General features: G+C 72.5%; 16 protein-coding genes. 11 read left to right on the top strand and 5 right to left on the bottom strand.

Annotated features, from left to right (window positions below; all coding sequences use genetic code 11):
- Positions 1–30: 30 nt before the first annotated feature.
- Positions 31–1740: an aldehyde dehydrogenase family protein gene (locus J5Y05_RS10100; protein ID WP_307853814.1), complete on the top strand. Its 1710-nt coding sequence runs from the start codon at positions 31–33 to the stop codon at positions 1738–1740.
- 123 nt (positions 1741–1863) lie between these two features.
- Positions 1864–2427, top strand: coding sequence for an EF-hand domain-containing protein (locus J5Y05_RS10105; RefSeq protein ID WP_210870519.1), 564 nt, complete (start codon positions 1864–1866; stop codon positions 2425–2427).
- 110 nt (positions 2428–2537) lie between these two features.
- Here the strand turns inward: J5Y05_RS10105 and J5Y05_RS10110 are convergent, their stop codons facing one another.
- Genes J5Y05_RS10110 through J5Y05_RS10130 form a run of 5 tightly spaced genes read right to left on the bottom strand, consistent with a single transcriptional unit; the run spans position 2538 to position 7879 of the window.
- Complete coding sequence (locus J5Y05_RS10110) at positions 2538–3950, bottom strand: aspartate ammonia-lyase (protein WP_210870522.1); 1413 nt, start codon at positions 3948–3950, stop codon at positions 2538–2540.
- A complete protein-coding gene (locus J5Y05_RS10115) occupies positions 3947–5116 on the bottom strand; it encodes a M20 family metallopeptidase (protein ID WP_210870524.1) in 1170 nt (389 codons plus the stop codon). Before J5Y05_RS10115 ends, J5Y05_RS10110 begins: the two co-directional genes overlap by 4 nt.
- Entirely contained in the window at positions 5113–5790 is a 678-nt protein-coding gene (locus J5Y05_RS10120; RefSeq protein WP_210870527.1) for a DUF1028 domain-containing protein, read from the bottom strand. Before J5Y05_RS10120 ends, J5Y05_RS10115 begins: the two co-directional genes overlap by 4 nt.
- Positions 5791–5825: 35 nt before the next feature.
- Positions 5826–7283 carry a 4-hydroxyphenylacetate 3-hydroxylase family protein gene (locus J5Y05_RS10125; RefSeq protein ID WP_210870530.1) on the bottom strand — a complete coding sequence of 486 codons (1458 nt, stop codon included), beginning with the start codon at positions 7281–7283 and terminating at the stop codon, positions 5826–5828.
- A complete protein-coding gene (locus J5Y05_RS10130) occupies positions 7280–7879 on the bottom strand; it encodes a flavin reductase family protein (RefSeq protein WP_210870533.1) in 600 nt (199 codons plus the stop codon). The genes J5Y05_RS10125 and J5Y05_RS10130 overlap by 4 nt, the downstream gene beginning before the upstream one ends.
- A 203-nt stretch (positions 7880–8082) precedes the next feature.
- Between J5Y05_RS10130 and J5Y05_RS10135 the strand changes: the two genes are divergently transcribed.
- From J5Y05_RS10135 to J5Y05_RS10175, 9 genes are all read left to right on the top strand, one after another.
- Positions 8083–9009, top strand: coding sequence for a LysR family transcriptional regulator (locus J5Y05_RS10135; protein ID WP_210870536.1), 927 nt, complete (start codon positions 8083–8085; stop codon positions 9007–9009).
- A gap of 93 nt (positions 9010–9102) precedes the next feature.
- A complete protein-coding gene (locus J5Y05_RS10140) occupies positions 9103–10248 on the top strand; it encodes a M20 family metallopeptidase (RefSeq protein ID WP_210870538.1) in 1146 nt (381 codons plus the stop codon).
- Positions 10249–10352: 104 nt separating this feature from the next.
- A complete protein-coding gene (locus J5Y05_RS10145; RefSeq protein ID WP_210870540.1) occupies positions 10353–11786 on the top strand; it encodes an amino acid permease in 1434 nt (477 codons plus the stop codon).
- 344 nt (positions 11787–12130) lie between these two features.
- Positions 12131–13483, top strand: a complete 1353-nt coding sequence (locus tag J5Y05_RS10150; RefSeq protein WP_210870542.1) for a lysine N(6)-hydroxylase/L-ornithine N(5)-oxygenase family protein — start codon at positions 12131–12133, stop codon at positions 13481–13483.
- 159 nt (positions 13484–13642) lie between these two features.
- Positions 13643–14698, top strand: a complete 1056-nt coding sequence (locus tag J5Y05_RS10155; RefSeq protein WP_210870545.1) for a FecCD family ABC transporter permease — start codon at positions 13643–13645, stop codon at positions 14696–14698.
- Positions 14695–15759: a FecCD family ABC transporter permease gene (locus tag J5Y05_RS10160; protein WP_210870547.1), complete on the top strand. Its 1065-nt coding sequence runs from the start codon at positions 14695–14697 to the stop codon at positions 15757–15759. Before J5Y05_RS10155 ends, J5Y05_RS10160 begins: the two co-directional genes overlap by 4 nt.
- A gap of 50 nt (positions 15760–15809) precedes the next feature.
- A complete protein-coding gene (locus J5Y05_RS10165; protein ID WP_307853815.1) occupies positions 15810–16664 on the top strand; it encodes an ABC transporter ATP-binding protein in 855 nt (284 codons plus the stop codon).
- A gap of 98 nt (positions 16665–16762) precedes the next feature.
- Positions 16763–17818 carry an iron-siderophore ABC transporter substrate-binding protein gene (locus J5Y05_RS10170; RefSeq protein WP_210870555.1) on the top strand — a complete coding sequence of 352 codons (1056 nt, stop codon included), beginning with the start codon at positions 16763–16765 and terminating at the stop codon, positions 17816–17818.
- Positions 17815–19611, top strand: a complete 1797-nt coding sequence (locus J5Y05_RS10175; protein ID WP_210870558.1) for an ABC transporter ATP-binding protein — start codon at positions 17815–17817, stop codon at positions 19609–19611. The genes J5Y05_RS10170 and J5Y05_RS10175 overlap by 4 nt, the downstream gene beginning before the upstream one ends.
- Positions 19612–19643: the final 32 nt, after the last annotated feature.

A 19643-nucleotide genomic window follows, 5' to 3' on the forward strand; every position in this document is an offset into this window, starting at 1 on the left:
AAGCGCCCGTACCGGTCGCAGAATCCTGCCGTGACCTGTCCCGCCGGCGCACCGCCGCCGACCTATCCCGTTCTGCTGGGGGGTGTCCCCGTGCCCGGTGAGGGCTGGGTCCACTGGCCCCGCGGCAGCGCCATGCTCCACGACACCTACGACGTGCTCGCGCTCAAGGCCCGCCTCGACCACGGCCGCGCCACCCCCGCCGACGAGACCGACCCCCGCCTGGCCGGCAAGGTCGCCCGCTCCACGCCCGAGCAGGTCACCGCCGCACTCGCCGCCGCCCGCGCCGCCCAGCCCGTCTGGGCCCGGGTGCCGCTGGAGAGACGGCTCGACTTCGTCCGCGCCGTCCACCGGCGGCTGCGCGAGCGGGCGGGCGACTTCACCGGCATCCTCGTCGCCGAAGGGCACCCCTTACGCGTCGCCGAGTGGGCCCTGTCGGCCGCCCTCAACCTCACCCACCCCGACACCCTCGACCACGCCCGGTCGGTCCTGCGCTGGGAGGGCGAGCAGGCCGGCCGCCGGATACGTCTCGTACGCAAACCCGACGGCGTCGTCTGCCTCGACCCCGCGCGCAACGCGCCCCTGCTCACCGCCCTCGCGGGCGTCCCCACCCTGGCCGCCGGCAACGCGCTCGTCCTCAACGCCCCGCCCTCCGTGCCGCTCGGCACCGTGCACGTCTTCCACACCGTGGTCGCCCCGCTGCTCGCGGAGCACGGGGCGCCGCCCGGCACGCTCAGCGTGCTCTGCGCGCCGGCCCGGCCCGTGCTGCGCGCCTGGCTCGCCTCGCCCGACTGCGACGACGTGTTCTTCTTCGGCGGTTCCCGCGAGGGCGCCGAACTCACCCGCTCCTGCCTGGAGAACGGCAAGAAGCCCGTCATGGAGATGGCCGGCAACGACGCCCTGGTGGTCTGGCGGGACGCCGATCTGACCGGGGCGGTCGACGCCGCGCTGGAGCGCTACCACGGCTCGGGACAGCTCTGCCTCGCCCCCAAGTTCGCCCTGGTCCACCCGGCGGTGGCCGACACGTTCACCGGTCTGCTCCGCGAGCGGGTGGCGGCGCTGCGAGTGGGCCCGCCCGAGGACCCGGACGTCGTGCTCACGCCCGTGGTCAAGCGCTCCCAGTGCCAGGACGTCCTCGACGACGCCCTCTCCCACGGGGCCGAACTGCTCTGCGGCGGCGAAGCGGTCGACGTGCACGGCGCCCCCTCGCGCCGGGGCCCCTTCGTCCGGCCGGTGCTGCTGCGTGTGCGCGGGCTCCGGGCGGCGGCGCGGATGCGGGCCGTCACCGAGGAGACCTTCTTCCCGCTGATGTGCGTGATCGTCCCGGACGACGCCCCCGCCGGCACACCAGACGACGCCCCGGTCGGTACAGCGGACGGCGCCGCCACCGACACGCCCGCCGACGCGACGGACGCGGACCGCGCGCTGCTGGACACCGTCCTCGCCTTCGTCAACGCCAACCGCTACGGGCTGCGCAACTCCCTGTGGGCCCGCGACCCGTACGTCGTCGACCGGTTCACGGACGAGGTCACCAACGGGGGCGTGCTCAAGGTCAACGACAGCCACATCGGGACGCTCCCCGTCCTGCCCATCATCGGCGGGACCGGACTGTCCGGCGGGGTGTTCGGCGAGGCCAACGTGCCCTTCCTGCGGACCACCCGGCTCCAGGGCATCAGCATCGGCACCGGCCGGCCGGACCACTTCGACCACCTCGCCACCGCCGGCCCGCCGCGGCACCCGTAACCCGGGGTTCGCGCGCGACCACCCCGGCCCGCCCGCGCCCCCCCGCCCCAGGTTTTCCCACCCCACCCGCGCCACCCGGCGCACCGTCACGCCGCCACGGCGTCCACGAGAGAGGCACCGACCATGACCACGCTGTCCGGAACCGACCTGCTCCACCACAAGATCGACCTCTGCTTCCGCCACTTCGACACCGACGACAACGGCGCGATCGACCGCGAGGACCTGCTCACCCTCGGCGCCCACCTGCTCTCCCGGTTCGGCGAGCCCGCCACCTCCCCGAAGGGCACCGCCCTGATGGACGGCATGGCCCGCTTCTGGGACGCCCTCGTGACCGTCGCCGACGAGAACGGCGACGGGGAACTCTCCCGCGAGGAGTACCGGGCCTGCATGACCGGCGCCTTCGTCACCTCGCCCGACGGCTTCGAGACCTCCTTCCGGCCGCTGGCCGAGGCGGTCGTCACCCTGCTCGACACCGACGGCGACGGCGAGGTCGACGAACGGGAGTTCCAGGCGTGGCAGGACGTCTTCCGCACCGCGCCCGAGGACCGGGCCGCCGCCTTCCGCAAGCTCGACGCCGACGGCAGCGGCAGACTCACGGTCGACGAACTCCTCGCCGCCGTACGGGAGTTCTACGTCAGCCCCGACGCCGACGCGGCCGGCAACTGGCTCTACGGCCCCGTCGCCTGACCCACGGCACACGGCGCCGCCACGGCACCGGCGGAGGGCGGACCCTCGACGGACCCGCCCTCCGTGTGACGCCCCCGCACGGGCGCCGTACCTCCCCGGCCCGAACGGCGTCAGCCGCCGGTGCCCACCAGCCGGGCCGGGTCGCCGAGCAGGGCGAGCAGGGACGCGTCGTCCATCAGCCCCTGCACCCGGATCTCCTCGACCACGCTCGTCCCGTTCCGCAGGGCCGCCTGCGCGACCTCCGTCGCCCGGTGGTACCCCAGGTGCGGTACGAGCGCGGTGACCAGCCCGATCGACCGTTCCACGCCCGCCCGCAGCCCCTCCCGGTCGGCGGTGATGCCGTGCACGCACCGGGTGGCCAGCAGCTCGCAGGCCGCCGTCAGCTCCGCCAGCCCCTGGAAGAGGCAGCGGGCGATGACCGGTTCGAAGGCGTTCAACTGGAGCTGGCCCCCCTCGGCGGCCAGCGACACCGTGACGTCGTTGCCCACCACCGAGAACGCGACCTGGTTCACCATCTCCGCCATCACCGGGTTCACCTTGCCCGGCATGATGCTCGAACCGGCCTGCACGGCGGGCAGGGTGATCTCGCCCAGCCCCGACCGCGGGCCCGAGGAGAGCAGGCGCAGGTCGTTGGCGGTCTTGGACAGCTTCACCGCGATCCGCTTGAGCACGCCGGAGAGGTGCACCAGCGCCCCCACGTCCTGGGTGGCCTCCACCAGGTCCGCCGCCGACACCAGCGGCCGGCCGGTCAGCACCGCCAGATGCCGGGTGGCGAGCCGGGCGTAGTCGGGATGGGCGTTGAGCCCGGTGCCGATCGCGGTGCCGCCGAGGTTGACCTCCCACAGCAGCGCCTGCGCCTCCCGCAGCCGCTCGCGGTCCTCGGCCAGCATCACCGCGAACGCGCCGAACTCCTGGCCCAGCGTCATCGGCACCGCGTCCTGCAACTGCGTGCGGCCCATCTTCAGGAACCCGGCGAACTCCGCCGCCTTGTCCCGGAAGGCGTCCTCCAGCAGGGACATCGCGGCCGACAGATCGTCCGCGGCGTCGCCCAGCCCCACCCGCAGCGCCGTCGGATAGGCGTCGTTGGTGCTCTGGCCCAGGTTCACGTGGGCGTGCGGATCGAGGTGGCCGTAGTCGCCGCGCGGCCGGCCGAGGATCTCCAGCGCCCGGTTGGCGATCACCTCGTTGGCGTTCATGTTGGTCGAGGTGCCCGCGCCGCCCTGCACCAGGTCGACCACGAACTCCTCGTGCAGCTTCCCCTTCCGGATCTCCTCGCAGGCGTCGGCGATCGCCCCCGCCCGCTCCCCGTCGAGCAGCCCGAGGTCCCGGTTGGCGAGCGCCGCCGCCTGCTTCACCGCCGCGAGGGCGGCCACCAGACGCGGGTGGCGGGAGAGCGGGGTGCCGGAGACCGGGAAGTTCTCCAGTGCGCGGGCGGTGTGGACGCCCCAGTACGCGTCCGCCGGCACCGGCAGCGAGCCGATCAGGTCGCGTTCGCCGCGCACCGCGGTGACGTCCCCGTTCACGCTGCCTCACCGCCGCCCGTCAGCCGGGTGCGCAGATCGTCGCGGGCGGCGAGGTCCAGGCAGGTCCACGCCATGGCGAGGGCCCCGTCCAGGACCGCCCGGTCGGCGGCGGGTCCGGCGCAGTGCGCGGCGAACTCCTTCTGGTGGTTGACCGCGGGCAGCGAGTCGATGCCCAGGTAGGGGTGGATGGCGGGCACCCGGTGCGAGACGTTGCCCATGTCCGTCGAGGCGCGGTTCATCCGGGACGCCTCGCTCGGCTCGGGGAACTCGCGGCCGAGCGCGGTGGCGTTGCCGAGGTAGAGCGCGAGGAGGTCCTCGTCGGTGACGAAGTCGGCGTAGGGCGGGCTCTCCGGCTCGATCTCCAGCCGGCAGCCGGTGGCGAGCGCCCCGGCCTCGAAGCATCGGTTCACCCTGGTCTCCAGTTCCGTGAGCTCGTCCAGGTTCCCGGCCCGGACGTACCAGCGGCCCTCGGTCAGTTCGGGGACCGCGTTGGGTGCCTCGCCGCCCCGGGTGACGATGCCGTGCACCCGGGTGCCGGCGTCCAGGTGCTGGCGGAGCAGCCCGATCGCCGTCTGCGCGACGGTGAAGGCGTCGGCGGCGTTGCGCCCCCGCTCGGGGTAGGCCGCCGCGTGGGTGGCCCGGCCGTGGTAGCGGATCTTGTTGTGGGCCACGGCGAACGGCTCGGCGCGGGCCACGTCCAGCGGGCCGGGGTGGATCATCATGGCGGCGTGCACGTCGTCGAAGGCGCCCCGGTCCAGCAGGAGGATCTTGCCGCCGCCGCCCTCCTCGGCCGGGGTGCCGAGCACGGTGACGGTCAGCCCGGCCTCGTCGGCGAGGGGGGCCAGCAGCCCGGCCGCGCCGACCGCCGCCGCCGCGATGATGTTGTGGCCGCAGGCGTGGCCGAGGCCCGGCAGCGCGTCGTACTCGGCGCAGATCGCCACGTTGAGCGGGCCGCTGCCGGCGCGGGCCCGGAAGGCGGTCGGCAGCTCGCAGAACCCGGGCTCGACGGTGAAGCCGAGCCCGTCGAGCGCCTCGCCGGTCCAGCGGGCCGCGCGGTGCTCCTCCCAGGCGACCTCGGGGTGGGCGTGCAGCTTGTGGGAGAGGCCGAGCAGGAGGGGGGAGAGGCCGGGCAGCCGCGCCGCCGCCCGGTCCTTGAGCGTGCTCACAGGTCGCCCGGCACGCCGTAGCTCGGTGCCGCGGCCGGGTTCACCGCCCGCGAGAGGTAGTCCCGCTTCTCTTTGGACCACCGCCGCCACAACCGCTCCAGCTCGCCCATCGGGTCGTCGTCGGACCAGTCGACGCGCAGGTCGGTCACCGGCCAGCTCACCTCGTCCACGACGACGAGGCCCGCCGAGTGCTCCGGCCCCTCCTCCCCGCCGGCGTCCCGGCCGGCGAGGAGCCCGGCCAGCAGCCGTTCCTCGAACTCGGCGCCGGCGGACCGCTCGTAGGCGGCGAGCATGGCGTCGACGACGCCCGGGTCGGAGAGCAGGTTGCCGGCGGCGACCACGCCGTCGCCCTCGACGGTGCGGTGGGTGCCGAGCGTGCCCTCGCCGGAGAACGCCGCGGTCCGGCCCCGCGCGTCCACCACCGCGAGCTGGCGGTAGCGGATGTGCTCCTCGGAGGCGGTGACGGCCGCGACCGCGCGGGCCGCGTCCACGCCCTCGGCCAGCAGCCCGAGCAGCCGCGGCCCGAGCGCCGGCAGGGTGACGTTCTGCGAGGCGGCGACGCCGACGCCGCTACGGACGTGCGCGCACCGGGCGGCGACCGCGGGGCTCGACGAGGTGACCACGACACCGAAGGCGCCGGTCGCCGCGTCTCGGGCGATCAGGGAAAACGTCATTGTTGATCCTCACTGTGCGGGGTGCCGGGCGCCGGTCAGCGCGAGCCGTCGACCTTGTCGGACAGGTCCGCCGCCGCCTTGACCAGGTCCAGCGGGCCGTCGAAGTCGAAGGCGCGGTAGACCGCGCCGAGCTGGGCGAAGGGCGGGGACTGGGCGAAGAGCTGGAAGGTCAGCCGGTGCCCGGCGTAGTCGCTGTTGAGCAGGTCGCGGGCGAAGGCGAGCAGCCGGCGCCGGTCCTCGGCCACCCAGTTCTCGTTGACCGTGTAGTACTTCTCCAGCCACGGCGCGACCTCCGGGTCCGCGAACGTCGCCGAGTCCGGGGTGATGCAGATCTGGCCGCCGCACAGTTCGCGGGCGGTGTGCATCATCGTCGGGAGCTGGGAGAGCGCCACCACACGGCCGGTGTACAGCAGCGACTGGTTGGGCATCAGCAGCCCGCCGGGGCTCGGCTCGGCCATGGCGATCGCGGCGGTCAGGTGGGCGTTGACCGTCTCGCGGTAGCAGGCGAGCTGGGCCAGCTTCTCCTGGACGGCCGGCTGCCTCTCCAGCCCGGTCTGCTTCACGTTCCACAGCGCCGAGCCGATCATCAGGTCGGCCAGGTGCAGGGTGCGCTGGACGAAGGGGAAGGCGCTGTAGCGGTGCAGGGTCGCGCGGATGAAGGAGGCGGCGCGGGTGTGCTGGTAGAAGAGGACGTCCTCCCACGGGATCTCGACGTCGTCGAAGATGACCAGCGACTCGACCTCGTCGACCCGGTTGGACAGCGGGTAGTCGCTCGCCGGGGCGCGGCCGGCGAAGCCGTTGCGGCAGACGAACTTCAGGCCCGGGGCGCCCATGTCCAGCACGAAGCCGACCGCGTAGTCGGACATCGTGTCGTTGCCCCAGTTGGCGATGGTCGGCTTGGTGAACGCCTGGTTGGCGTAGGCCGCCGCCGTCTCGTACTTGGCGCCGCGGACCACGATGCCGTTGTCGGTCTCCCGCACCACGTGCAGGAGCATGTCCGGGTCCTGGTCCTTGGGCGCCTTGGACCGGTCGCCCTTGGGGTCGGTGTTGGCCGAGACGTGGAAGGGGTCCGCGGTGATGGCCTTCGCCAGGTGCCGGCGGATGTTCTCGGAGAAGCGCGGGTCGACCTCGTTGAGCACGTCCTGGCCGTCGTAGAGGGACCACATCTCGCCGATGGTCTCGTCGCCGACGCGGGTGGCGACACCGCCCGCGGCGCGCTGCACCAGCTCGACCGCGGTCCGCTTGTCCTGCCAGTCCTCACGGGTACGGGGCAGCCGGTTGGCGATCGCGTTCAGCTCGCCGGTCTCCTCGTCCCGGTAGGTCATCCGCTCCCGGGTGGCCTCCTCGTGGGCCAGGTCGTGGATGCGGGCCCGGACGTCGACGATCGGCTTGAACATGGGGTGCCGGGTGACGTCGTCGACCTTCTCCCCGTCCACCCAGACCTGCCGGCCGTCCCTGATGGACTCGCGGTACTCGTCGCCTGTACGGATCATCGTGTAGTCCTCTGCTCGTCTCGGTGGGCGGGTCCGGACCCGGGAAAGCCGGGGAACGTCGAGGGCGGAACCGTCTCGGGCCGCGCGTAGCGGCGGTCGCTGTAGACCAGCGGCGTGCCGCCGGCCGCGGTCACCTCGTGGATCAACCCGACGTAGATGTGGTGGGTCCCGACGGTGAGCCGTGTCTCCACGGCGCAGTCGAAGGACGCGACGGCGTCCGCGAGCCGCGGCGCTCCGGACACGGTCCGTGTCCACTCGCCGCAGGTGAAGTCCCAGCGTTCCTTGCCGGGCCAGGGGCGCCCCGCGAAGGTGTCCGCGACGTGGTCGTGCTGTCTGCCGAGCACGCTGACCGCGAACGTGCCGTGCGCCTGGATCGCCTCGTTCATCGGGCTGCGCCGGTTGACGCAGACCAGGAGGGTCGGAGGTTCCTCGGATACGGAGCACATCGCGCTGACGGTCTGCGCGAACCGGCCCAGCGGGCCGCCGGTGGCGACCACGGTGACACCGGTGGCCGCGGCTCCCATGGCCGCCCGGAACCGGTCTCTGGGGACCGGCGGGGCGGTGGTGCTCCGCACGTCTGCCTCGGGAATGGTCACGACGTCGACTCCTTCGGGGAAGTGCCGTGCTGACTTGCCGAGAAGTATGTGAGCGGGCGCAGCCATAGGACCAACAGAAGTTTCTGTGGACAGCATTCGATTTCGCTTATACCTTCTCCGGGCGGGAATCGGACGGGCCGGGACGCGGGCGGTGACGCGCCACGTCACGCGATCCGTCGTGAAAGGGGAAACGCCCTGTGGGCATGAACGAGATCAGCTTCAGACAGCTCGAATACTTCGTCGCCGCCGCCGAGACCGGCAGCGTCACCGCCGCCGCCGCGAAGGTGCACCTGACCCAGTCGGCGGTCTCCACGGCCCTGTCCGAACTGGAGGAGAACCTCGGCGTGCAGCTCTTCCTGCGGCACGCCCGTGGCCTGAAACTGACCACCCCGGGGCGCCAGGCGCTGGCCGACGCCCGGCGGCTGCTCTCCGGCGTGGACGAGCTGCGCGACTCCGCCCGGGAGGTGCAGTCCTCGCTCTCGGGGAGCCTCGTCGTGGGCTGCTACAGCACCCTGGCCGCGGTGCTGCTGCCCCGGGTCATCGCCGACTTCGTCGCCCGGTACCCGGACGTGGACCTGAACGTCATCGAAGGCTCCGACCAGCACCTCGTGGGCCAGCTCCGCGGCGTCGGCTGCGACCTCGCCCTGATGTACGAGGCGGACGAGTTCCGGCTGGCCAAGGACTTGCGGATGACCGCGCTGTACGCCGCCGAACCGTACGTCCTGCTCTCCCGGCACCACCCGCTCGCCGCCCGGGACGCGATCGGCGTCGCCGACCTGGCCCCCGAGCCGATGATCCTCTTCGACCTGCCGCCGGGCGCCACCTACTTCCTGTCGCTGTTCAAGGAGGCGGGCCTGACGCCGCACGTGCGCTACCGGGCGACCAACTTCGAGATGGTCCGCTCGCTGGTCGCCCACGGCCTCGGCTACGCCGTACTGACCCAGCGCCCCACCATCCCGATCAGCTACGACGGGCTGGAACTGGTCACCCGGCCGCTCGCCCCGCGCCGCCCCGGGCTCAACGTGGGACTGGTGCGGCTGGCCGGCCTCAGGCCCAGCCGGCGGGCGGTCGCCTTCGCCGAGCAGTGCGCCCGCACCCTCGGCGCGACCATCGATTCCTTCCATGGGTGACTTCGAATAATTCTGTTTGTTCCAACTCCGTGTTTCCTGGCTGAATGACCTGCACTCCAGCCCATCACCTCAGCCGGACGGAGAAGCGAGTCCATGTCGCAGCGCGATCTCGACCTTCTGATGCAGACCCTTGCCATCGATTCCACCTGGGGCCGGGAGAGGGAACTCGCCGAGTTCCTCGCCGACCGGCTCCGCGAATGGGGAGCGGACGAGGTCGGCCTCGTGGAGTCCATGCCCGGCCGGCCCAGCGTGGGCGCCCGTATCAGGGGCACCGGCGGCGGCAGGTCCCTCATCCTCAACGGCCACCTGGACATCTACGAGGTCTCCGACGACTGGGACACCGACCCCTTCGCCCCCTTCGTCGCCGACGGCAGGGTCCACGGCGCGGGCATCGCCGACATGAAGGCCGCCACCACGGCCTCCCTCGCCGTCATGCGCCGGGTGCTGGAATCCGGTACCCGGCCCCGCGGCGACCTCGTCTTCCAGGGCGTGTCCTGCCACTTCGAGGGCGGGGTCGGCACCCGGTCCCTGCTGGACGCCGGTTTCACCGCCGACGCGGCCATCTGCGGGGAGCCCACCGACAACACCATCGGCGCGGTCCACCGGGGCGCGGCCTACCTGGAGATCACCACCCACGGCAAGCAGGCCCACACGGCGGGCAAGCACCTCGGGCTCAACGCGATCGAGACGATGGAGCCGGTCCTCGCGGCCCTGCGCGAGCTGGAGGGCACCCTGCCCTACGAGCCGCACCCGGAGCTGCCCGGCGGCCCGATCCTCAACATCGGCACCATCCACGGCGGCACCAAGCACAACCAGGTCCCCGACCGCTGCACCATCTCCCTGGACCTCAGGCTGCTGCCCTCCCAGGACCCCTACGAGGTCCGGCGCCAGGTCATCGCCATGATCGAGAAACTGAGCGCCGACGACCCCCGCGTCAAGGCCACGGTCGAGTTCAGCCCGCACTGGCTGAGCGGGCCCCGGCTGCCGTACGAGATCGGCACCGACGCGCCCATCGCCCGCACGGTGGCCGGCGCGGTGCGCACCGCCGGCGGCGAGCCCGCCTTCCGCGGCATCCAGTTCTGGACCGACATGGTCCCCCTCAAGCAGGCCGGAATCGACGCCGTCAACATCGGTCCGGGCACGCCCCCCTATAGCTGGGCGAACGAATGGGTCGAGACGAGCAAGTACCTGGAGATCGTCGAGATCTACGCGGCTGCCGCCGAAGCGTGGTGCGCCTGAGCCGTGGTCCGCGCGACGCGTGGCGCCCCCGACCGGGGCGCCCCCCGGGACGGCTCCCACTTATCCCCCTCCTTCGTCGTCTTCGAAGAAGAACGAGGTCCACCATGGCAACGACCAGTGATCGACCCGCTTCGAGAGTTGAACCCGAGTCCCAGCAGGCTCCCGCCCCCGGCGGACAACTGAAGAAATCCCTGAAGAACCGGCATCTGACGATGATCGCGCTGGGCGGCATCATCGGCGCGGGGCTCTTCGTCGGTTCCGGGGCGGTGATCAACCGGACCGGCCCCGCGGCGGTGCTGAGCTACGCGGCCAGCGGCGTCCTGATGGTCTTCGTGATGCGGGCCATCGGCGAGATGGCCGTGCTGCGGCCGGCGGCCGGCTCGGTGGCCAACTTCGCCCGGCACGGCCTCGGCGACTGGGCCGGGTTCACCATCGGCTGGCTCTACTGGTACTTCTGGGTCGTCGTCGCCGCCATCGAGGCGGTGGCGGGCGCCGGCATCCTCGCCAACTACCTGCCCACGGTGCCCACCTGGGCGCTCTGTCTGGGCCTGATGCTGGTGATGACCGCGATCAACCTGCTGTCGGTCAAGGCGTACGGGGAGTCGGAGTTCTGGCTCGCCTCCGTCAAGATCGTGGCCATCATCTTCTTCGCCTGTGTCGCGGTGGTCTTCCTGCTCGGCGGCACCGGCCGGCCGAGCCCGGGGCTGAGCCACCTCTTCGGCGCGGGCGGCTTCTTCCCGCTCGGCATCACGGCCGCCGTGATCGGCAGTGTGACGGTGCTGTTCTCCATGGGCGGCGCGGAGATCGCCACCATCGCCGCCGCCGAGTCGGAGAAGCCCGCCGAGTACGCGGCCAAGGCCACGAAGCAGGTGATGTACCGGGTCTTCACCTTCTACGTGCTCTCGGTACTGCTCATCGTCTGCGTCGTGCCGTGGGACTTCGCCTTCTCCGGGAAGATCATCAAGAGCCCCTTCGCGGTCGCCCTGGACACCGCGGGCATCCCCTACACGGGGCAGATGATGCAGGTGGTCGTCCTGACCGCGGTGCTCAGCTCGCTCAACTCCTGCCTCTACATCACCTCGCGGATGCTGCTGACGCTGGCCGAGCAGCGGGAGGCGCCCGCCTTCCTGGCCAAGGTCAACCGGCGCGGCGTCCCGGTCCGGGCGATCCTCGCGGGCACGTCGATGGGGTACCTCGCGGTGGTCGCCAACTACTTCTTCCCCGAGGAGGTGTTCCTCTTCCTCATCAACTCCTCCGGCGCCATCCAGCTCATCTACTACATCGTCCTGGTCACGGCGCAGATACGGCAGCGCAAGCGGGTGGAGCGCGAGGGCAGCGAGCCGATCGGGCTGAAGATGTGGGGCTTCCCGTACCTGTCGTACGTGACCATCGCCTGGATGGCCGGGGTGCTGATCGTGATGGTCGTCATGCCGGAGACACGGGCCCAGGTGGGGATGAGCTTCCTCAGCCTCGCCGTGGTGCTGGCCGCCTACGCGTACCGGGTGCGGGGCCGGCGGCGGCGGACGCGGGAGTTCTGAGCCCGCGGTCCCCGGCCGTGGGGACGGCCGGCCGGGGACCGCGCGTCAGCGAGGGGGCGGGCGGCCGTCAGGGGCGGTGAAGGTGTCGAACGGGACACCCTCACCGCCCCTTCGGCATGCGGGCCTCACCCGGTTCACAGATGCTCCGAGTGTCAACACGGCTTTCACGACGGTGTGGTGACGATCACTCAGCTCCGAGGCGTCCGTTTTGCCCGTCGACAGCATCCACGGAATGAGCTTAGCCTTACCTAAGTCCAGCCCGTGGTTCCTCGGCATGCCCCACCCCGCACCGCCCGAAGCACGCCCGCCCCGCACGGCGGATCACACCGCACGATGGGAGTGACATGGCACAGGCCCTACCCGGCGACGTACCAACGGTCCACGACCTCATAGGGATCGGTTTCGGCCCCTCCAACGTGGCCATGGCGCTCGCGCTCAGCGAGCACCGGACACGCGCCGGAGAGCGGGAGAGCCTCACCGCTCACTTCTTCGAGCAGCAGCCCCGCTTCGGCTGGCACCGCGGCATGCTCATCGACGACGCCACCATGCAGGTGTCCTTCCTCAAGGACCTGGTGACGCTGCGGAACCCCGCCAGCCGCTTCAGCTTCCTGTGCTACCTGAAGAGCCGGGGGCGGCTGATCGACTTCATCAACCACAAGAACCTCTTCCCGCTGCGCGCGGAGTTCCACGACTACCTCGAATGGGCCGCGGACCAGGTCGACGACATGGTCTCCTACGGGCACGAGGTCGTCGGCGTCACCCCGGTCACCCACGACGGAGCCGTGCGGTACCTGGACGTGACCGTCCGCTCCGCCCAGGGCCTCGCCGTCCACCGCACCCGCAACCTGGTCCTCGGTACGGGACTTCGCCCCCGGATGCCCGAGGGCGTCGACCGCGGCGAGAGGGTCTGGCACACCTGCGAACTGCTCACCAAGGCCGAGACGCTGGACCCCGGCGAGGCCACCCGGTTCATCGTCGTGGGCGCCGGGCAGAGCGCCGCCGAGAACGTCGCCTACCTGCACCGCCACTTCCCCGGCGCCGAGGTCTGCGCCGTGTTCTCCCGGTACGGCTACAGCCCCGCCGACGACAGCGGCTTCGCCAACCGCATCTTCGACCCCGAGGCCGTCGACACGTACTACTCCGCGCCCGAGCCGGTCAAACGCCGGCTGATGGAGTACCACGCCAACACCAACTACTCCGTGGTGGACATCGACCTCATCGACCAGCTCTACCGGCAGAGCTACCAGGAGAAGGTCCTCGGCACCCCGCGCCTGCGCTTCCTCAACGTCTCCCGGCTCACCCGGGTGACCGAGACCCCCGACACCGTCCACACCACCGTGACCTCCCTCGCCACCGGCGAGGAGACCCCGCTGGACGCCGACGCCGTCGTCTTCGCCACCGGGTACGAACCCGCCGACCCGCTCCCGCTGCTCGGCCCGCTCGCCGCCCACTGCCTGCGCGACGCCGAGGGCCGCGTCCGCGTCGAACGCGACTACCGGGTGACCACCGATCCCGAGCTGCGCTGCGGCATCTACCTCCAGGGCGGCACCGAGCACACCCACGGGATCACGTCGTCCCTGCTCTCCAACACCGCGATCCGGGTCGGCGACATCCTCGACTCGCTCCTGGACCGCACCCTCAAGGAGGCCGCCGACGAGGCCGGCACCGTCAGCGACGGCATCGGCCCCGGCCGCTAGCGCCGGCCGCCCACCAGCGCGCCACCGCACACCGGGCCGTCACCGCCCACCAGCCCACGACCGCACACCGGTTGGCCACCGCCGACCGGTCCGCCCCCGCCCGCCCCCGTCCGTCGCCGTCCGCCGTCCCGGCGGAGGGAAGGGATACCGTACGACAACATGAGCATGACTGTGGTGGAGCGTCCGGCACCGCCGGGCACCGCGGTCCGGCACCGCCGGGTCGTGGGACTGGTGGCGCTCGTGCTGGTCCTGCTGGCCGCGGCCACGGCGTCGCTCGCCGTCGGCGCCCGCGCGCTCGGCCCCGGCGAGGTGTGGGACGGGCTGTTCGCCCCGCCCGACCCGGACCAGCGCCTCACCGAGATCAGGCTCATCGTGCGGACCGTCCGCGTCCCCCGTACGGTCCTCGCGGTCGTGGCCGGCATCGCCCTGGGGGTCGCCGGGGCGCTGATCCAGGGGTACACGCGCAACCCGATCGCCGACACCGGCCTGCTCGGCGTCAACGCCGGCGCCTCGTTCGCCGTGGTGTCGGCGATCACCCTGTTCGGGCTCACCGACCCGTTCCAGTACGTCTGGTTCGCCTTCCTCGGCGCGGGCGCCGCCGGGGTCGTGGTGTTCGGGCTGGCCAGCATCGGGCGGGGGGCCGGCAACCCGCTGACGCTGGTGCTGGCCGGGCAGGGCATCGCGGTCTTCCTCGCCGCGATGACCACGGCGGTCGCGCTCTCCGACCAGACGGCGCTGAACGCGCTGCGGTTCTGGAACGCGGGCTCGGTCGCCGGCACCGGCTTCGACGTGATCGGGCCGGTCGCGGTCTGCGTCGCGGCCGGACTGGTGATCGCCCTGGCCATGCTGCCCTCCGTCAACCTGCTCAACCTCGGCGACGACGTGGCCCGCGCGCTCGGCGTCAACATCGCGTGGAGCCGGACCGCCGGCATCGTCGCCATCACGGTGCTGGCCGGCGCCGCCACGGCCGCCTGCGGGCCCATCGCCTTCCTCGGCCTGATGGTGGCTCACGTGGCCCGGTACCTGACCGGACCGGACTACCGCTGGCTGGTGCCGTACGCGGGACTGCTCGGCGCCGTCGTCCTGCTGGTCTGCGACATCGTCGGACGGCTCGTGGTACGGCCGGGCGAACTCGACGCGGGCGTGGTCGTCGCCCTGCTGGGCGCCCCCTTCTTCGCGGTGCTCGTATGGCGCGGAAAGTTCAGGAAGGCATGAACGCGACGGACGTGAAGCGATCGGTGACGCCCCCCGGCGTGCGGCTGGGGCAGGTGTCCTTCGTCTGGCGGCCCTGGCTCGTCCTGGTCACGCTGCTCCTCGCGGCCGCCGCCTTCCTGGTCTTCTGCCTCTCCATCGGCGCCGGGGACTTCCCCATCGCCCTGCCCCGGGTCGTCGCCACCGTCCTCGGCGGCGGGGAACCGGTCGACGAGTTCGTCATCATGGACCTGCGGATGCCGCGCGCCCTGGCCGGACTCGTCGTCGGCTGCGCGCTGGGCGTCTCCGGCGCCATCACCCAGTCCATCGCGCGCAATCCGCTGGCCAGTCCGGACATCCTCGGGGTCACCGGCGGCGCCGGCATGGTCGCGGTCTTCCTCGTGACGGTCTCCGGCGGGACGGCCGCGGCGGTCAACAGCGCCCTCGGCGTCTCCGCGGCGGCCCTCGCAGGCGGGCTCGGCACCGGCCTGCTGGTGTACTTCCTGGCCTGGCGGCGGGGCATCGACGGCTTCCGCCTCATCCTCATCGGCATCTCGGTGAGCGCCGTGACCGAGGCGATCACGACCTGGCTGCTGGTCACCGCCGACATCCGGGACGTGGCCCGCGCCCAGGCGTGGCTGGTCGGCTCGCTGGACAACCGGTCCTGGGGCGAGGTGGGCATCGCGGTGTGGTGCACGCTGGCCCTGCTGGCCGTCGTCGCGTGCGCCGCCTTCCAGTTCAAGCCGCTGCACCTGGGCGACGAGGTGGCCGCCGGGCTCGGCGTCCGCCACACGCGGGTCCGGGCGGTGCTGCTGCTCTGCGCCGTCCTGCTGGCCGGGGTGGCGGTGAGCGCCGCCGGTCCGGTGCCGTTCGTCGCGCTGGTCGCGCCGCAGGTGGCGATGCGGCTGGCACGGTGCCCGACGCCGCCGATGCCCGCCTCCGGCATGGTGGGGGCGGTGCTGCTGACCGGCTCGGACCTCGTCGCGCGCACGGCGCTGCCGGTCACCCTGCCGGTCGGTGTGGTCACCGCCGCGATCGGCGGGCCCTTCCTCGTATACCTGCTGGTACGGGCCAATCTCCGATGAGACGGGACGGGGACGGAGCCGTCCGGACACCAATCGACGAAGGGGGCCACGTGGTCGCCGAGTTCATCACCGCCGACGAGTCCCGGGCCACCGGGGCAGCCCGGCTCCAGGCCCGGGGGGTCACCGTCGGCTACGGCGGCCGGACCGTGCTGGACGGCCTCGACGCCGAGATCCCGCCCGGGGTGATCACCACCATCATCGGCCCCAACGGCTGTGGGAAGTCGACCCTGTTGCGGACCCTGGCCCGGCTGCTGAAACCGACCGCGGGCACCGTCGTGCTGGACGGCGAGGACATCGCCTCCCTGCGCACCCGCGACGTGGCGAAGAAGCTCGGGCTGCTGCCGCAGGCGCCGGTCGCGCCGGACGGGCTGACCGTCGCCGACCTGGTGGCCCGGGGCCGGCACCCGCACCAGAGCTGGCTGCGCCAGTGGTCCTCGGACGACGCCGCCGTGGTGGAACGCGCCCTGGCCATGACCGGGGTGGCCGACCTGGCCGAGCGCCCGGTCGACTCGCTCTCCGGCGGCCAGCGCCAGCGCGTGTGGATCTCCATGACGCTGGCCCAGGGCACCGACCTGCTGCTGCTGGACGAGCCGACGACGTATCTGGACCTCGCGCACGCGGTCGACGTGCTGGACCTCGTCGACGACCTGCACGAGTCGGGGTGCGCCGTGGTGATGGTGCTGCACGACCTCAACCTCGCCGCGCGCTACAGCGACCACCTCATCGTGATGCGGGACGGCTCGATCCTGGCCCAGGGCCATCCGCGGGAGGTGATCACCGCCGAGCTGCTGTACGAGGCGTTCGGTCTGCGGGCCGCGGTGCTCGACGATCCGGTGGGGGACCGGCCGCTCGTCGTCCCCATCGGTCGTACGCATGTCCGATCGGACCAGGTGGGGCGAAGATAACGCCAAGTAAGGCTAGCCTGGCCTTAGTTGGGATGGATATGGTGTGCCTGCCCCCGGCACGGGGGCGCGACGGACCTGCGCGAACAAGGGATTGCGGGATGCTGCTCCAGAGAACGACGCTCGTGAAGTCCTGGCGGCGGATGGCGGCCGGGCTGGCCGCCGCGGCCCTGGGCGCCGGCCTCCTGGCCGGATGCGGGTCCGGCTCGGCCGACGACAAGGACGAGGCGAAGGCCACCGCCACGGCGGGCGCCTTCCCGGTGAGCGTGGAACACGCCTTCGGCACCACCCGCGTCGACAAGGCCCCCCAGCGCGTCGTCTCCGTCGGCTACACCGACGACCAGGCCATCCTCGCCCTCGGCGTCAAGCCGGTCGGCATGGTCGACCAGTACCCGAACCCGTCCGGCCAGAGCCCCGACATCAACACCCAGTGGCCCTGGGTGAAGGACAAGTGGGGCGACACCCGCCCCGAGGTCGTCATGAGCAACGGCGACTCCGGCCCCAACTACGAGAAGATCGCCGCCCTGCGGCCCGACCTGATCATCGCGGTCTACTCCGAGATCGACCAGGCCGCCTACGACAAGCTCACCCGCATCGCCCCCACCGTGGGCCGCACCAAGGCCGAGAAGGAACCCTTCAGCGCCCCCTGGCAGGACAACGCGCTCCAGATCGCCAAGGCGCTCGGCAAGGCCGAGGAGGGCGAGCGGCAGATCCAGGCCATCCAGGACAAGCTCGACACGGCCAAGCGCGACCACCCCGAGTTCGCCGGCAAGACCGCCGTCGCGCTCTCCTGGTACAAGGACTCCGTGGCCCCCTTCACCACCACCGACGTCCGCGGCCGGCTCCTCACCGGCATCGGCTACGAGGGACAGACGGAGATCGACAAGATCGCCGACGGCAGCTTCTACACCGTGCTCTCGCCCGAACGCGTCGACCTCGTCGACGTCGACCGCATCTTCGTCATCGGCGACAAGGCCGACCAGGACGCGCTGAAGAAGTTCAAGCTGTTCACCAACCTGTCCGCCGTCAAGGACGGCAAGGTCGCCTACCTCCTCGACAGCGAGGGCCCCGCGGTCGGCGCGGCCATGTCCCAGAGCACCCTGCTCTCCCTGCCGTACGCCATCGACCAGCTCGTCGAGTCGGCCGGGCGGATGTGACGGTCACCGAGACGCGGGCCGCGCCCGCACCGTCCGCCACCCTGCGCACCGCGACCGCCCGCGAGGGCATGCGCTGGGTCGCCGCGCACTGCCGCCGGGTGCCCTGGCTGACGGCGGCCACCGTGCTCACCACGGTGGCCGGCGCGGCGCTCCAGGTGCTCCCCGTCCTCCTGCTCGGCGAGGTCGTCGACGCCGTCGTCGCGGGCGAGGACCGCTCGGTCCTCGTCACCGTCGGCGCGCTGCTGGTGGCCTCCGCGGTGCTCGGCGCGGCGGCCACCGCGGCCTCCGCCTACCTCATCGGCCGCCTCGGCGCCGATCTCCTCGCCCACCTGCGCGAGGGCGCCGTACGGGCCGTCCTCGGCATGCCGAGCGCCCGCATCGAGCAGGTCGGCCGCGGGGACGTGCTCTCCCGGGTCGGGGACGACGTGGCCGTCCTCTCCAAGGGCATCCGCACGGCCGTGCCCACCGTGTTCTCCGCCGGGGTGCTGGTCCTCATCGCCACCGCCGGCATGTTCGGACTGGACTGGCGGCTCGGCCTGGCCGGCGCCGGCGCGCTGCCCGCCTACGCGCTGGCCCTGCGCTGGTACCTGCCGCGCTCCGCCCCGCTCTACCGGCGCCAGCGCGCCGCCCAGGCCGACCGGGCGCAGGCCCTGATCAGCGGGCTCGACGGCATAGACACCGTGCGTGCCTACCGCCTGGAGGACGCCTTCCGCACCCGGGTCACCGAGGAGTCCTGGCGGGTGCGCGACCTCGGCGTCGAGGTCTTCCGGTTCTTCGGACGGTTCGTCGGCCGGGAGAACCGCGCCGAGTTCATCGGACTCGTCCTGATCATCCTCGTCGGGTACGCCCTGCTGGAGGCCGGCGCCGCGAGCCTCGGCGAGGTGTCGGCGGCCCCGCTCCTCTTCCACCGGCTCTTCACCCCGCTCGGCTCCATCATGTTCACCTTCGACGAGGCCCAGAAGTCCGGCGCCAGCCTCATCCGGCTGGTCGGCGTGCTGGGGGAGCCCGCGCAGGAGCGGCTGGTGGGCGACGCGGCCGTCGCCCCCGCCCAGGACGTGCCGCACCCGGTGACGGTACGGGGGCTGACCTTCCGTTACCCCGGCGCCGAGGAACCGGTGCTGCGCGACGTCGACCTGACCATCCCGGCGGGCGGCTCGCTCGCCCTGGTCGGCGCCACCGGGGCGGGCAAGACCACCCTGGCCGCCCTGATCGCGGGCCTCGGCACCCCCGAGGCCGGGTCGGTACGGATCGGCCCCACCGACCTCGCCGACGTCGACGAGGCCGGGGCACGGGCCCTGGTGAGCATCCTGACCCAGGAGACCCACGTCTTCTCCGGACCGCTCGCCGACGACCTGCGGCTGGCCGCGCCGCAGGCCACCGACGCCGAACTGACCGACGCCCTGCGCACGGTCGGCGCCGGCGGCCGGCTCGACGACCTGCCCGACGGACTCGACACCGTGGTCGGCGAGGGCGGCGAGCGGCTGGACACCACGACCGTCGCCCGCATCGCCCTGGCCCGGCTGGTGCTCGGCCGGACCCCGGTGGTGGTGCTCGACGAGTCCACCGCCGAGGCCGGCAGCGAGGGCGCCGCCGAGCTGGAACGGGCCGTACGGGCCGCCTGCGCCGGCCGGACCACGCTCTTCGTGGCCCACCGGCTCACCCAGGCGATGGCGGCCGACCGGATCGCCGTGCTCGACGCGGGGCGGGTCGTGGAGGAGGGAACCCACGACGAACTGGTCGCCCGCGGCGGCCGGTACGCCCGGCTGTGGCGGGCATGGCGCGAGGGAAGTTAGGCGATCCGCCGTGAGAGGGGGCCGGACACCCC

This window comes from Streptomyces tagetis (assembly GCF_018069565.1).
Classification (GTDB): Bacteria; Actinomycetota; Actinomycetes; order Streptomycetales; family Streptomycetaceae; genus Streptomyces; species Streptomyces tagetis.